A 13,569-nucleotide genomic window follows, 5' to 3' on the forward strand; every position below is an offset into this window, starting at 1 on the left:
CCCACCGTGTTCGCCGACCATTTATCTCGACGTCAAGATACCACCGGACGGCCCCGGTGCGCCGGGGCCGCCCGCGCTCAGCGCGCCGGGACCAGCCGCGCCACGCACTCCACGTGGTGCGTCATCGGGAACAGGTCGAACGCCCGCAGCCCGTCCAGGACGTAGCCGCGCTGCGCGAAGGACGCCACGTCCCGCGCCAGCGCCGCCGGGTCGCACGCCACGTACGCCACCGCCCGCGGGCGCAGCCGCGCGATCGCCTCGACCGCCTCCCGGCCCGCGCCCGAGCGCGGCGGGTCCAGGACCACCACGTCCACGCCTGCGCCCTCCAGCTCCGGGTCGGCCAGCGCCTCCTCCACGCGCCCCTCCCACAGCTCCACCTGCGGGGCGTCGTGCAGCGAGCGCCGCGCGTCGCGCACCGCGCGCGCCTCGCCCTCCACGGCCAGCACGGAGCCCTCCTCGCCCACCGCGCGCGCCAGCACCGCGGTGAACAGCCCGGCCCCCGCGTACAGGTCCAGGGCCCGCTCCCCCGCCCGGGGTGCGAGCGCGTCCAGCACGGCCTCCGTCAGCACCGTGCCGGCACCGGCGTGGACCTGCCAGAAGCCCGCGCCGCTGACCCGGAAGGACAGCTCCTCCCCGTGCACGAGCACCCGCTCGCCGACCCGGGTGCGGCCGCTGACGCGGTGCAGCCCCTCGGGGGTGCGCACCGCGACCGAGGCGCCGGGCAGCTTCGGCAGGTGCGCGCGGGCGCCCTCGCTGGGCGTCACCACGACCAGCGGGTCGCCGCCGTCGGAGCCGGCCGCCACCTCGACCGTCGCCACGTTCCCGAAGCGCTGCCCCAGCACCCCGCTGCCGGCGACGGCGGGCGTGGAGATCGGGCAGTCCGCCAGCGGCACCACCTCGTGCGAGCGGTGCCCGCGCAGCCCGGTGCGCCCCTCGGCGTCGACGGCGAACTGCGTGCGGGTGCGCCAGCGCAGGCCGGGGTGCTCCGGTGCCGGCGCGCCCGGGGGCAGCGGCACCTCCTCCACGTCCACCTGCACCTCCAGTCCCGCCAGCCGGTGCAGCTGCTCGGCCACCACCTGCGCCTTCAGCGCCCGCTGGCGCGGCAGGGTGGCGTGCTGCAGGTCGCAGCCGCCGCACAGCCCCGGCTTCGCCACCGGGCAGGGCGGCTCGACGCGGTCGGGGTCGGCGCGCAGCACCCGCACCGCGTCGGCGCGCCAGAAGCGCGAGCCGTCGGAGCCCTCGGTCACGCGCGCCAGCACCCGCTCCCCCGGCAGGGCGTGGCGGACGAAGACGACGCGGCCCTCGTGGCGGGCCACGCAGTGCCCGCCGTGGGCCACGGGGCCGACCTCCACCTCGAACTCGGTGCCGGTGCGGTCCGCGCCCCTCGCCCCGGAGGACCGGGTGCGCCGGTCGCGGCGGGCGCCGGGCGCCGCGGCGCGGGCCGGGCGGCTCACCGGGCCTCCTCGCGCTCGCCGCCGGCGGCCGGCGGGGTGGTCGCGGTGGGCGAGCCGGAGTCCGGGCGCGTCGGGGTCGGCCCGAACGTGCCGCGGCGCACCACGCCCGGCGCGGAGCGCTCCACGCGGTCCTCCATCCCCTCCGAGCTGGTCAGCTGCCACGGGACGCTCGCCACCATCACCCCCGGGGTGTAGCGCAGCCGCGCCCTCAGGCGCAGCGCGGACTGGTTGTGCAGCAGGGTCTCCCACCAGTGGCCCACGACGTACTCGGGCACGTAGACGGTCACCAGGTCGCGCGGGTGGCGCGCGCGCAGCGCCTTGACGTGCTCGAGCACCGGCTTGGTGATCTCCCGGTACGGCGAGTCGAGCACCGTCAGCGGGATCGGCAGGCCGAGCGCGTCCCAGCGCGCCTGCAGCGCGGCGGTCTCCTCCGGGTCCACCGAGACGGTGACCGCCTGCAGGTCGGTGAGGCGCGCGGCGCGCGCGTACGCCAGGGCCCGCAGCGTCGGCTTGTGCAGCTTGGAGACCAGCACGACGCCGCGCACACCGGTGGGCAGCGCCTTCACCGCCGCGCCCTCGGCGATCTCCAGCTCGCGCGCCACCGAGGTGTAGTGCCGGCGGATGAGCTTCATGTTCGCGAAGAGCACCACCATCGCCAGGATCGCCAACCACGCGCCCTGCGTGAACTTCGTCAGCAGCACGATGACGAGCACCAGCCCGGTCAGGGCCAGGCCGACGGAGTTGATGACCCGCGAGCGCTTCATCCGCGCGCGCGCCGCGGGGTCCCGCTCGGTGCGCAGGTGCCGCGTCCAGTGCCGCACCATGCCGGTCTGGCTCATCGTGAAGGACACGAACACGCCCACCACGTACAGCTGGATGAGCCGGGTGACCTGCGCGTCGAACGCCAGGATCAGCACGATCGCGGCGCCGGCCAGGGCGATGATGCCGTTGGAGAAGGCCAGGCGGTCGCCGCGCGCGTGCAGCTGCTTGGGCAGGTAGCCGTCGCGCGCCAGGATCGAGGCCAGCACCGGGAAGCCGTTGAAGGCGGTGTTGGCCGCCAGCACGAGGATGACGCCGGTGGCGGCGGTGACGACGTAGAAGGCGACCGGGAAGTGGTCGAAGACCGTCGCGGCGAGCTGGCCGATGATCGGGTCCTGCACGAAGTCCTCGCCGACCGGCACGCCGTCCTCGAGCAGCTGGACCGAGGGGTCCTCCGCGAAGCGCACGTGGGTGAGGTTCGCCAGCGCGATCGTGCTGACGAGCATGGTGACGCTGATGGTGCCCAGCAGCAGCAGCGTCGTGGCCGCGTTGCGGCTCCTGGGCTCGCGGAAGGCCGGCACGCCGTTGCTGATGGCCTCCACACCCGTCAGGGCGGCGGCGCCGGAGGAGAACGCCCGCAGGATCAGGAAGGCCCCCGCCAGGCTGGTGAGGCCGCCGGAGATGTCGTGCTCGGCCGTCAGCTCGTAGCGGGAGCTCTCCGCCATCGGCAGGTCGCCGAACAGGTACCGGCCGAAGCCGTACAGCGCCATGCCGAGGATGGAGAACATGAAGACGTACGTGGGGATCGCGAACGCGGTGCCGCTCTCGCGGACCCCGCGCAGGTTCACGGTCATCAGCACCAGCACCAGGGCGGAGGCGAAGAGGGCCTCGTGCCCGCGCAGCGCGGGGATCGCGGTGGCCGCGTACTGCGCGCCGGAGGAGATCGACACCGCCACCGTCAGGACGTAGTCCACGAGCAGGGCGCTGCCCACCGTCAGGCCCGCGCTGGGGCCCAGGTTCACCGTGGCGACCTCGTAGTCGCCGCCGCCGGAGGGGTAGGCGTGCACGTTCTGCCGGTACGAGGCGACCACCACGAGCATGACCACGACCACGGCCGCGCCCACCCACGGGGAGACCGCGTAGGCGGCGATCCCCGCGATGGACAGGGTCAGGAAGATCTCGTCGGGGGCGTAGGCGACCGAGCTGAGGGCGTCCGAGGCGAACACCGGGAGCGCGACGCGCTTGCGCAGGAGGGTCTCGGACAGTCGCTCGCTGCGGAACGGCCGGCCGACGAGCACGCGCTTGACCGCGTCCGTCACAGAGGGCACGTCCACCGATGCTACGGCCGCGCCACCGCTGCGGCGGCACGCCGCGGGGCCGCCCGGGCGACCGGCCGCGCGGGCGCAGCCGCCTGCGCGGACGGCCACGGCGGCGGGCGCGCCGGCGAGGCGGTAGCGTCGCCGCCCGGGAGGACCCGCCGGCCACGCCGGCGCTCCCGGCCGCACAGGACGCACCGGAGGGGTCGTGCACTTCGTGATCATGGGGTGTGGGCGTGTCGGCTCCACCCTGGCGCTGACCGTGGAGCAGCGCGGGCACAGCGTCGCCGTCGTCGACCAGGACACCGACGCCTTCCGCCGGCTGGGCACCTCCTTCACCGGCCAGCGCGTCACCGGCGTCGGCTTCGACCACGACACCCTCGTGGAGGCCGGCATCCACCAGGCCGGCGCCTTCGCCGCGGTCTCCTCCGGCGACAACTCCAACATCCTCGCCGCGCGCGTGGCGCGGGAGAAGTTCGGCGTGGAGACCGTCGTGGCGCGCATCTACGACCCGGGGCGCGCCGAGGTCTACCAGCGCCTGGGCATCCCCACCATCGCCACCGTGCGCTGGACCGCCGACCAGGTCCTGCGCCGGCTGGTGCCCGAGGGCACCCTCAGCGAGTTCCGCGACGCCAGCGGCCGCGTGGCCCTCGTCGAGGTACCGGTGCACGAGGCGTGGGTGGGCAAGCCCCTGCACGTGCTGGAGGCCGCCGCCGGCGTGCGGGTGGCGTACGTCACCCGGCTCGGGCAGGGGATGGTGCCGGCGAGGGGCACCGTCCACCAGGAGGGCGACCTGGTGCACGTCGTCGTCGCCGAGGAGCGCACCGCCGCGGCCGCCGCCGTGCTCGCGGCCGCGCCGGGAGGGGGGGCCTGATGCGCGTCGTCATCGCCGGCGCCGGGATCGTGGGGCGCTCCATCGCGCGCGAGCTGCTGGCCAACTCGCACCGCGTGCTGCTGGTGGACCGCTCCCCGGCCGCCATGAAGATCACCAGCGTGCCCGACGCGCAGTGGCTGCTCGCCGACGCCTGCGAGATCTCCAGCCTCGACGAGGCGGAGCTGACCGACTGCGACGTCGTGGTCGCCGCCACCGGCGACGACAAGGCCAACCTCGTCGTCTCCCTGCTGGCCAAGACCGAGTACGGGGTGCCGCGCACCGTGGCGCGGGTGAACAACCCCAAGAACGAGTGGCTCTTCGACGAGGCGTGGGGCGTGGACGTCGCGGTGTCCACGCCGCGGCTGATGACGGCGCTCGTCGAGGAGGCCGTCAGCGTCGGCGAGCTCGTGCGCCTGTTCACCTTCCAGCAGGGCAGGACCTCGATGGCCGAGTACACCCTGGACACCGCCAGCCCCGCCGTGGGCCGCACCGTCGGGCAGCTGCCGCTGCCGGCGGACGCGGTGCTCGTGGCCATCGTGCGCGGGGACCGGCCCATCCCGCCCACGCCCGACGACGTCCTCGAGGCCGGCGACCACCTGATGTTCCTCAGCGTCCCCGAGGTCGAGGCGGAGCTCAGCGCGCTGCTCGGCGCGCGCTGAGCACCGGTCCGGGAGCCCTCAGGTGCGCCGGGTGCGCTCCCGGGGGTGCTCCGGGGCCGTGCCGGGCTCCGGTTCCTCCGGCTGCAGGGGCGTGCGCCCGCGCAGCAGCAGCGCGCCGGCGACCACCACGCCCAGCACGAGCAGGGGCCAGCCCAGCACGAGCTTGCTGACGGCCAGCTCCGTCGTCCACTCGCCCCCGCTGGCGCGGTCCGCCAGGTACAGGGGCAGCTGCACCGCCACGCGCACCACGTAGCCGGCCAGGAGCAGGCCGGTGAGCTTCTGGCACAGCGCGACGACGCCGCGGTCGCGCCGCCACCCCGTGGGGTCCTCGGTGACGGCGCCCACGACGAACCCCACCACCGGCCAGCGCGCCGCCATGGAGACGGCGAAGACGACCGCGAGGGCCGCGTTGAGCAGGATGCCCGGCAGGAACACGTCCGCGGCGCGGCCGGTGCGCGAGGCGATGAACGCGGCGACGGCGGTGGCGAGGATGCCGCCGACCGCGTGCTGCACGGTCTCGCGGCGCGCGACCCGCACGACCAGGGCCACCAGCAGCACGGCCACGGAGGCGCCCACGGAGACCAGCACGTCGGAGGTGAGGAGCCAGCCGATCAGGAAGGCCAGCGCCGGGGCCGCCGAGTCCAGCAGCCCCCGCCACCCGCCGAGCGCGGCGGACAGCCGCCGGCGCACCACCTCCTCGACCGTGGTGGGGGCGGCGTCCCCGGCGGCGCCGCCGGAGCCACCGGCCGCCCCGCCGAGCGCACCGGGCGGCTCCGGCGAGGGCGTCACGCGCCCTCGGGGCAGAGCAGGTCGTACCCGGGGTTGAAGATCACGCGGTGACCGTCGTCGTCGGCGATCAGGCCGCGGGCCCGCAGGCGCCGGCCCGGCTCGACGCCGGCGATGCGCCGCCGCCCCAGCCACACCAGCGACACGGACCCGGAGCCGTCGAACAGCTCCGCCTCCAGGGCGGGCACGCCGCCGCGCGGGCGCAGGGTCACCGAGCGCAGCGTGCCGCACACGCAGGCGCGCGTGCGGCTGGGGATGGCCCCGCACGGCGTCCCGCCGTGGCGCACGGCGTCCTGCTGGGCCTCCTCGGCCACGAGGTCCGACTCGGATGCGGTGAACCGCTGAAGCGCGCGACGCCACAGGGGCGTGCTCAGCACCGACGACTTCGACACGTGCACAGCGTAGGACCCTCCCGGCCCGGCGGTGGCCCGGTCACCCGCGCGGGCGAGCCGGGCGGCACCGCGAACGGCTCAGCGGACCTCGGTGATCTCCGGGCCGCGCTCGAACGGCTTCAGGTCCTCGCGGCCGCCCTCCGGCCGCTCCCCCTGCTCCTGCCCCTGTCCCTGCTCCTGTCCCGCGGGTGCGCCCTGGGGCCGGCCCTGCGGCGGCAGCGCCAGCGGGATCAGCTCGCGGGGAGCCATCGCCTCGGTGCCGCGCACCACCACGACGTCGCGGACGACGCCCTCCAGCGCCTGCGCGGCCTGCGGGTCGTGCGCCGCCGGGCCGGAGAAGACGGCCCGCAGGAACCAGCGGGGACCGTCGACGCCGACGAAGCGGGTCGGCTGGTGCGCGGTGCGCCCGTCCTCCGTGCGCACCGGCAGCCGGCACAGCAGCTCGGAGCCGAAGGGGCCGGTGCGCTCCTCGGAGGCGCCGCCCTGGGCGGCGACCGCGGCGGCGATCTCCGCGCGGATCTCGTCCCACACCCCGCTGGTGCGGGGCGCGGCGAACACCTGCAGCTGCGCGGCGGAGCCGGCCAGGCCCACCGTGACGGCGATGACGCGCTTGCTGGCCTCCTCCACCTCGAAGCGGAGCTCCATGCCCTCGCGACCGGCCAGGCGCAGCCCGCCCAGCGGCAGGCGCCCGTCCTCCGCCGGAACCTCGGAGGAGTCGAAGGGGCCGTTCGAGCGGTCCGCTGCCACGGAGGTCGCCGGGGCCGCGCCCCGTTCCTCCGGAGCGGCGGGCGCGTCCTCCACGGCCTCGGGCGCGGCGCCCCGCGCGGGGCCCCCGGGAGCGCTCTCGGCGGTGCCGTCGGAGGTGCCCTCGGGAACGACCTCGGCGGTGGCCTCGGTCGTGCCCTCGGTGTCCTTCGCTCGCTTGCGGCGGAACAGGCTCACGGTCGTCCCTCTCCGGTGCTGGTGCTCTGGTCTGTCGGCCGGGGTGCCCCCGTCAGCGCCTGCGAACCGCCCGTCGAGCCGTGCCCGCCCTCGCCCCGCGCGGACACCGGCAGGCTGGCGACGGGCACGAAGCGGACCCGCTCCACGCGCTGGACGACGAGCTGCGCCACCCGGTCGCCGGCCCGCAGCTCCACGGCCTCGCGCAGGTCGGTGTTGTGCAGGGTGACGCGGATCTCCCCGCGGTACCCGGCGTCGACGGTGCCGGGAGCGTTCAGCGTGGTCAGCCCGCGCCGCGCCGCCAGGCCGGAACGGGGCACGACGAACGCCGCGTACCCCTCCGGCAGCGCGATCGACACGCCCGTGGGGACGGTGACGCGCTCGCCCGGGCCGATCACGACGTCGACGCGGGTCGTCAGGTCGGCGCCCGCGTCACCGGGGTGCGCGTACCCCGGCAGCGCGGCGGGGTCGGCCAGGACGGTCGCCACCTCCAGGGCGGCTCCGGGCTCGACGGCGTCGGCGTTGCTCACGGGCGCCGACCCTACCGGCCGTCCCGGCACCGCGCCGGGGCGGCGCCGGGGTGGCGCCGGGGCTGCGCGGGGGTGGTGCGGCGCGTGAGAAGCTGACGCGGTGAGCAGCACCCCCGTTCCCCGCTCCACCGCCGGTGCGGGTGCCGGCACGGCGGCGTGGCACGAGCGCTGGTGGCCGGCGCCGACGACCTGGCTGGCCTGGCTGCCGGCGGTGGCGGGCGGCGCCCTGATCGCCCTGCCGATCCTCGGGCCGGTCGGTGCGGCCGCGGGGGCGGCGCTCGGCGCGGCGCTCGCGGTGGTGGTGCTGCTGAGCATGGCCTCCACCGTGGAGGTCGCCGACGGGCACCTGCGCGCCGGCCGCGCCCGGCTCCCGCTGCACGTGGTGCGCGGCGTCGACGTCGTGCCCGCCGAGCAGCGCCGAGCCGCGCTGGGCCCCGAGCTGGACGCCCGCGCCCACCTGGCGATCCGCTCCTGGGTGCCGACGGCCGTGCGCGTCCACCTGGACGACCCGGCCGACCCGACCCCCTACTGGGTGGTCTCCACCCGTCACCCCCAGCGGCTCGCGGACGCGATCGCCCGCGGCCGCTGAGGGCGGTGGCCGCTCAGGCGGCGCAGTCGTTGCACACCACGCGGCCGTCGCCGGTGTCGTGCAGCTGGCTGCGGTGCACCACCAGGAAGCAGCTGGTGCACGTGAACTCGTCCTGCTGGCGCGGGAGGACCCGCACCGACAGCTCCTCGTTGGACAGGTCCGCACCGGGCAGCTCGAACCCCTCCGCGGCCTCCGTCTCGTCCTCGTCGACGGCACCGGAGCTCTTGTCCGTGCGACGGGCCTTCAGCTCCTCGATGGAGTCCTCGTTCAGCTCGTCGTCGTTCTTGCGCGGTGCGTCGTAGTCGGTGGCCATGACCCCTGCCTCACTCCGTGAATCCGTCGTCCTGCGGCCCGCTCAACGCGGCGCGGGCCCGAATGATGCCCGCCCCCCGGGCCCTGCGCGCCGGTGCCCCGTTCGGCGAGGCGAGCACGCATCATGACCTACCCTGGCGCGCCCCACGAACCGGGGCTCCTCACGGCGCGTCGCGACACGCCACGCAGGGCAGTCGGGAGTGGGCCACCCGGGCCACCCGACGGGCCGTGGGCCGTCCACAGGAGCGCAGCGGGAGTTGGAACGGGCTCCGACGGCCCGTAGTGTGCCGCCGTCCCCGCCGACCGGCGGACCGCGGCGCCCCGGCGCCGACCGGGCGCCGGGGCGCCCGAAGCTCTCGAGGAGGTGCCGTGCCCGTGCAGCAGCCCGCGCAGGAGCCCGTGCAGGAACCGTGCGCGAGCGAGGCGACGACCGTGCCCCACGGCGACACCGCCCGCACCGCGCCCGCCTTCGTGGCGGAGCTGTCCGAGCGCGTCCAGCAGACGCGCGCCACGATCGACTCCGCCACCGCGGCCGGTGAGGAGGAGCTCGCCGCCGCCCACCTGGGCGAGCTGGAGGGGCTCGTCGACCTGGCCGCCGCCCACGACGTCGCCCTGCCCGACACCGTCGCCTACCTCGCCGCGCAGCAGGCCGAGCCGTCGGCCGCCCAGCAGCCGGAGCCGCAGGCCGCCGAGCGGCCCGCCGCGGTCGACCTGACGCTGCCCGCCCAGCGCGGCGCCGCCTGCCCGGCCACCTGAGCGGACCCCGGACGCCGCGAGGCCCCCGTCCCAGGCCGGGACGGGGGCCTCGCGGCGTCCGCCCACGGGCGGACGCGGTCGCTCACCCCGGCTGAGCCACCGCGGCGGCGCACCGCGGTGGCTCAGCCGGCCAGCTCGGCCCGCAGCGCCTCGTGCAGGCCGTCCGCGGCCACCAGCACGCCCGCCGAGCCGGCGGGACCGCCGTCGAAGCCGGTGACCCGCGCACCCGCCTCGGACGCCACGAGGGCACCGGCGGCCAGGTCCCAGGGCTTCAGCCCGCGCTCGTAGTAGGCGTCCAGCCGCCCGGCTCCCACCCAGCACAGGTCCAGCGCCGCGCTGCCGACGCGCCGCACGTCCCGCACGCGCGGCAGCAGGCGGGCCAGCACCGCGGCCTGCTCGGCGCGCCGCACCGGGTCGTAGCCGAAGCCGGTGCCCACCAGGGCGCGGTCCAGCGCCACGTCCGCCGGTCCGGGCAGCGCCCGCTCGCGCTCGCCGTCGCGCAGGCTCGCCCCCAGGCCGAGGGCCGCGCTCCACGACTCCCCGGTCGTGGGGTCGTGCACGCACCCCGCCAGCACCGTCCAGGTGGCCGGGTCGGGCCGCTCCGCGCCGCGCGAGGGGTCGAGCACGCAGGCGACGCTGACGGCGTACGCGCGCAGCCCGTACAGGTAGTTGACGGTGCCGTCCACGGGGTCGACCACCCAGGTCAGCCCGGAGGTGCCGGGCCGGTGCCCGCCCTCCTCGCCCAGCACCCCGTCGTCCGGGCGCGAGCGGCCCAGCACCTCGCGCAGCAGCTGCTCGGAGGCGTGGTCCATGGCGGTGACGACGTCGGTGGGGGTGGACTTCGTGGCCGCCACCTCCACCCGGTCGGGGCGGCCGGTGCGCACGAGCTCACCGGCCGCGGCGGCGGCCTCGACGGCCACGCGCCGCAGCTCGGCCAGCTGCCGGGCGCCCGGCACGCCGTCCGGAGCCGCGTCGCCCTCGCCCGCGCCGCTCACGCCGGCGCCGGGGCGAGGTAGTCCTCGCCCGTCGCGGCGGGCAGCTCGGTGCGCAGGTTGCGGCAGCAGCCGACGGGGCAGACGGTGTGGGAGGGACCCAGGGTCCCCGCGGCCGGCTGCTCGGGGCGCTCCCCGCGGGCCTGCGCGACCCGCTCCTGGAGAAGGTCCACCAGACCCGCGACGAACGTCGCGTCCGCGCCGACCGTGGCAGCGCGCGCGAACGGCAGCCCGATCTCGGCGGCGGTCTCCGCGGCCTCGGTGTCGAGGTCGAACTTGACCTCCATGTGGTCGCTGACGAAGCCGACGGGGGCCACGACCACCCCGGGCACGCCCTGCTCGCGCAGCGCGCGCAGGTGGTCGTTGACGTCCGGCTCCAGCCAGGGCTGGCTGGGCGGCCCGGAGCGCGAGCAGTACGCCAGGTCCCACGGCACGTCGCCGCCGCGCCCGGCGCCCACGCGGCGGGCGACCTCCGCGGCCACGTCGAGGTGCTGGCGCACGTAGGCGCCGCCGTCGGGGCCGGAGACGTCGTTCATGGCGTCCGGAATCGAGTGGGTGACGAAGACCACGCGGGAGCCGTCCGGCACCTCGTCGAGCGCGCGCGCCACGGCGCGGGCGTTGACCTCGGTGAAGGCGGGGTGGTTGAAGTAGTGGCGGACCTTGTCGAACTCGACCTGCCGGCCCTCCTCCGCCAGCGCCTGCGCCGTGCGGGCCAGGTCCTCGCGGTACTGCCGGCAGCTGGAGTAGGACGAGTAGGCGCTGGTGAAGACCACCAGGAAGCGGCGGGCGCCGGCCTCGTGGGCCTCGCGCACCACGTCGGTGGCGTACGGCTCCCAGTTGCGGTTGCCCCACAGCAGCGGCAGGTCCGCCAGGCCGCGGGCGTCCAGCTCGGTGCGCAGCTGCGCCAGCAGGGCGCGGTTCTGGTCGTTGATGGGGCTCTTGCCGCCGAAGTGCAGGTAGTGCTCGGCGACGGCCTCGAGCCGCTCTCGCGGGATGCCCCGCCCCCGCGTGACGTTCTCGAGGAACGGCATCACGTCGTCGGGGCCCTCCGGGCCACCGAAGGACAGCAGGAGGACGGCGTCGTAGGGACGCGCGGAGGTCGTCGCAGCGCTCACGGGCCCATTCTCACCGCTGCGCGGCGGCGTGCCCGACGGGGGTGCGGTGCCCGGGCGAGCACGGCCGGCCACCCCTGAGCCTCGACCTGAGGTGGAGGGTCCCCGCGGATCCGTGGGCGGCGCCGGGTGAACGGCACGGCACGCAGGTGGCAGAGTGCGTGCAGCGCTCGGCCCGACCGGGAGCCGCGCCGGCCCGGCCAGTCCGGCCGCGCCGCCGCAGACGACACCGCTGGAGGACGCCCTCATGCAGGACCTGAGGCTCGTCGGGGTCCACGACGACGGCGAGCACGTGGTGCTCGCCGGCGCCGATGGAGCGCGTTACCGGCTGCGGGTGGACGAGGCGCTGCGCGCGGCGGTGCGCCGCGACCGGGCCCGGCTCGGCCAGCTGCAGATCCAGCTGGAGTCGCAGCTGCGTCCCCGGGACATCCAGGCGCGCATCCGCGCCGGCGAGTCCGCCGAGGAGATCGCCGAGTCCGGTGGACTGCCCCTGGACCGGGTGCGCCGCTACGAGGGTCCGGTGCTCGCCGAGCGGGCCCACGTGGTCGGCCTGGCCCGCGGCACCGCCTACGGCCGCTCCGGGGGCAACGGCACGCTGGACGAGCTGGTGGTGAGCCGCCTGAGCGCCCGCGCGGTCGACCTCGAGGGGACGCGCTGGGACGCCTGGCGGCAGGAGGACGGCGACTGGACCGTGCAGGTGGAGTTCGTCGCCGGTGGCCGCGGGCGCGTGGCGCGCTGGTCCTTCGACCCCGGCTCGCGAGCGCTGACGGCCACCGACGACGAGGCCCGCTGGCTGAGCGAGGAGGAGCCGGCCGAGGCCGGGCCGCTGCCCGCCCGCCGCCTGGTGAGCGTGGCCGGCGAGGCCGCGCGCGGGCCGGAGCGGGTGTACGACGTGGAGGCCGACGGCGGGGTGCGCACCGGCCGCGGGCAGCGCCCGGCTCCCGGGGACCTGGCCGCCGGTCTGCTGGACGCCCTGGACGCCCAGCGCGGGGTGCGCGGGGAACCCGCTCCCGCGGCCGAGGCGGAGCCCGCCCCGCGGGTCGACGCCCTGCTGGCGGACCCCCCGCCCGCGCACCCGCCGGCGTCCGCGCCGCACGAGCGCGAGGACCGCACGGTGCTGCCGCCCCCGCGCCCGGCCTCCCCGGAGCCCGGGGCGCAGGAGCACGGCCCGGACGACGCGGCCGCCGAGGTCGCGACGGCGCCCGCCGAGCGCGCACCCGCCGGGCAGGGCCCCGCCGAGCACCCGCGGGTCGAGGAGGTCACCGCCGACGAGGCACCGCCCGGTCAGGCCCGTGCACCGCGCGAGGCCACCGCGCTGCGGGACCCGGAGGGCCTCGAGCCCCTCTCCGGGGACGACGCCGCGGCGGAGCAGGACCCGGAGCGGGAGGCGGCGCAGGGCACTGCCGAGGGGGCGACGACCCCGGACGTCCCCGAGGCGCCGGGCGCGCCTCGCGCGGACGGAGCAGCGCAGGCCGGGTCCGGCGGGCAGCAGGACGGCACGACGACGTCCGGGGAGCGGCCCGCTCCCCGGCGGCGCAACCGCTCCGCCCGTCGCGCCCAGGGCGGCGGCACCGGCGGCAAGCGCTCCAGCGTCCCCAGCTGGGACGAGATCATGTTCGGCGCCAAGAAGGACTGAGGCCCCGGGCACGACGAGACCCCCGGGCGGTGAACCGCCCGGGGGTCTGGTCGTACCGGCTCACGGAACGGGGCGTCCGCCCCGCTCCACGGCCTCCTGCTCCACGACGACCTGCTCACTGCGCAGGTCGACCTCCACGACCTCCTCGTCCTGCACCGTCCGCACCCCCACGCGCACCACCTCGACGGGTTGCACGCGCAGGGAGACGACCGGCACCTCCTCGTGGAGGACGATCTCCAGGGGCTCCGCGGAGGCGGGGCCGGTGGGGTTCTCCCCCGCCGGGCCCGCTGCGGCCCCGTCCAGCGGCTCGTGCTCGACGACGAGCCGCTCGACGCGGACCGGGACCTCGACGGTGCGGACCTCGGAGACGATCTGCTTGCGGATCCGGACACGTTCGCGCGGTGCGCGAACGGTCCGGGTGCGCAGTTCCTCGGCCGAGCGGAGGACCTCGGCGTGCTCCTCG

15 protein-coding genes are annotated in these 13,569 nt (G+C 77.0%); 5 read left to right on the forward strand and 10 right to left on the reverse strand.

All coding sequences use genetic code 11. The features are described from left to right. Window positions 1-77: 77 nt before the first annotated feature. Entirely contained in the window at window positions 78-1,454 is a 1,377-nt protein-coding gene (locus tag V9U69_RS18525) for a class I SAM-dependent RNA methyltransferase (RefSeq protein ID WP_337063340.1), read from the reverse strand. Continuing rightward, window positions 1,451-3,541, reverse strand: a complete 2,091-nt coding sequence (locus tag V9U69_RS18530; RefSeq protein WP_337063341.1) for an APC family permease — start codon at window positions 3,539-3,541, stop codon at window positions 1,451-1,453. The genes V9U69_RS18525 and V9U69_RS18530 overlap by 4 nt, the downstream gene beginning before the upstream one ends. 196 nt (window positions 3,542-3,737) lie before the next feature. On the opposite strand from V9U69_RS18530, the gene V9U69_RS18535 reads away from it, so the two are divergent. Then, a complete protein-coding gene (locus tag V9U69_RS18535; RefSeq protein ID WP_442907827.1) occupies window positions 3,738-4,403 on the forward strand; it encodes a potassium channel family protein in 666 nt (221 codons plus the stop codon). Further along, window positions 4,403-5,062, forward strand: coding sequence for a potassium channel family protein (locus V9U69_RS18540; RefSeq protein ID WP_337063343.1), 660 nt, complete (start codon window positions 4,403-4,405; stop codon window positions 5,060-5,062). The genes V9U69_RS18535 and V9U69_RS18540 overlap by 1 nt, the downstream gene beginning before the upstream one ends. An 18-nt stretch (window positions 5,063-5,080) precedes the next feature. On the opposite strand, the gene V9U69_RS18545 is transcribed toward V9U69_RS18540, so the two are convergent. The 4 genes from V9U69_RS18545 to dut form a co-directional block, all read right to left on the reverse strand. Continuing rightward, complete coding sequence (locus tag V9U69_RS18545) at window positions 5,081-5,851, reverse strand: DUF3159 domain-containing protein (protein WP_337063344.1); 771 nt, start codon at window positions 5,849-5,851, stop codon at window positions 5,081-5,083. Continuing rightward, window positions 5,848-6,240, reverse strand: a complete 393-nt coding sequence (locus tag V9U69_RS18550; RefSeq protein WP_337063345.1) for an OB-fold nucleic acid binding domain-containing protein — start codon at window positions 6,238-6,240, stop codon at window positions 5,848-5,850. The genes V9U69_RS18545 and V9U69_RS18550 overlap by 4 nt, the downstream gene beginning before the upstream one ends. Window positions 6,241-6,318: 78 nt before the next feature. Beyond that, window positions 6,319-7,182 carry a DUF3710 domain-containing protein gene (locus V9U69_RS18555; protein ID WP_337063346.1) on the reverse strand — a complete coding sequence of 288 codons (864 nt, stop codon included), beginning with the start codon at window positions 7,180-7,182 and terminating at the stop codon, window positions 6,319-6,321. Next, window positions 7,179-7,673, reverse strand: a complete 495-nt coding sequence (gene dut / locus V9U69_RS18560; protein ID WP_442907828.1) for a dUTP diphosphatase — start codon at window positions 7,671-7,673, stop codon at window positions 7,179-7,181. Before dut ends, V9U69_RS18555 begins: the two co-directional genes overlap by 4 nt. A 136-nt stretch (window positions 7,674-7,809) precedes the next feature. Here dut and V9U69_RS18565 point away from each other — a divergent pair, with 136 nt between their 5' ends. Continuing rightward, complete coding sequence (locus V9U69_RS18565; protein WP_337063349.1) at window positions 7,810-8,298, forward strand: DUF3093 domain-containing protein; 489 nt, start codon at window positions 7,810-7,812, stop codon at window positions 8,296-8,298. A 13-nt stretch (window positions 8,299-8,311) separates the two neighbouring features. Here the strand turns inward: V9U69_RS18565 and V9U69_RS18570 are convergent, their stop codons facing one another. Beyond that, complete coding sequence (locus tag V9U69_RS18570; protein WP_242129776.1) at window positions 8,312-8,611, reverse strand: DUF4193 domain-containing protein; 300 nt, start codon at window positions 8,609-8,611, stop codon at window positions 8,312-8,314. A 368-nt stretch (window positions 8,612-8,979) separates the two neighbouring features. On the opposite strand from V9U69_RS18570, the gene V9U69_RS18575 reads away from it, so the two are divergent. Then, complete coding sequence (locus tag V9U69_RS18575) at window positions 8,980-9,366, forward strand: hypothetical protein (RefSeq protein ID WP_337063352.1); 387 nt, start codon at window positions 8,980-8,982, stop codon at window positions 9,364-9,366. Between the two features lie 122 nt (window positions 9,367-9,488). Here the strand turns inward: V9U69_RS18575 and V9U69_RS18580 are convergent, their stop codons facing one another. Beyond that, the gene (locus tag V9U69_RS18580; protein ID WP_337063353.1) at window positions 9,489-10,361 is read right to left on the reverse strand and encodes an inositol monophosphatase family protein; all 873 of its coding nucleotides are present in this window, start codon (window positions 10,359-10,361) and stop codon (window positions 9,489-9,491) included. Beyond that, the gene (locus V9U69_RS18585; protein ID WP_337063355.1) at window positions 10,358-11,473 is read right to left on the reverse strand and encodes a ferrochelatase; all 1,116 of its coding nucleotides are present in this window, start codon (window positions 11,471-11,473) and stop codon (window positions 10,358-10,360) included. The genes V9U69_RS18580 and V9U69_RS18585 overlap by 4 nt, the downstream gene beginning before the upstream one ends. Before the next feature lie 244 nt (window positions 11,474-11,717). Between V9U69_RS18585 and sepH the strand changes: the two genes are divergently transcribed. Then, the gene (gene sepH / locus V9U69_RS18590; protein WP_337063356.1) at window positions 11,718-13,106 is read left to right on the forward strand and encodes a septation protein SepH; all 1,389 of its coding nucleotides are present in this window, start codon (window positions 11,718-11,720) and stop codon (window positions 13,104-13,106) included. A gap of 60 nt (window positions 13,107-13,166) precedes the next feature. Here sepH and V9U69_RS18595 read toward each other — a convergent pair. Further along, the coding region (locus V9U69_RS18595; protein ID WP_337063358.1) for a YsnF/AvaK domain-containing protein at window positions 13,167-13,569 on the reverse strand (403 nt) is incomplete at its 5' end.

The organism is Kineococcus sp. G2 (assembly GCF_037154035.1).
In the GTDB taxonomy this organism is placed as follows: domain Bacteria; phylum Actinomycetota; class Actinomycetes; order Actinomycetales; family Kineococcaceae; genus Kineococcus.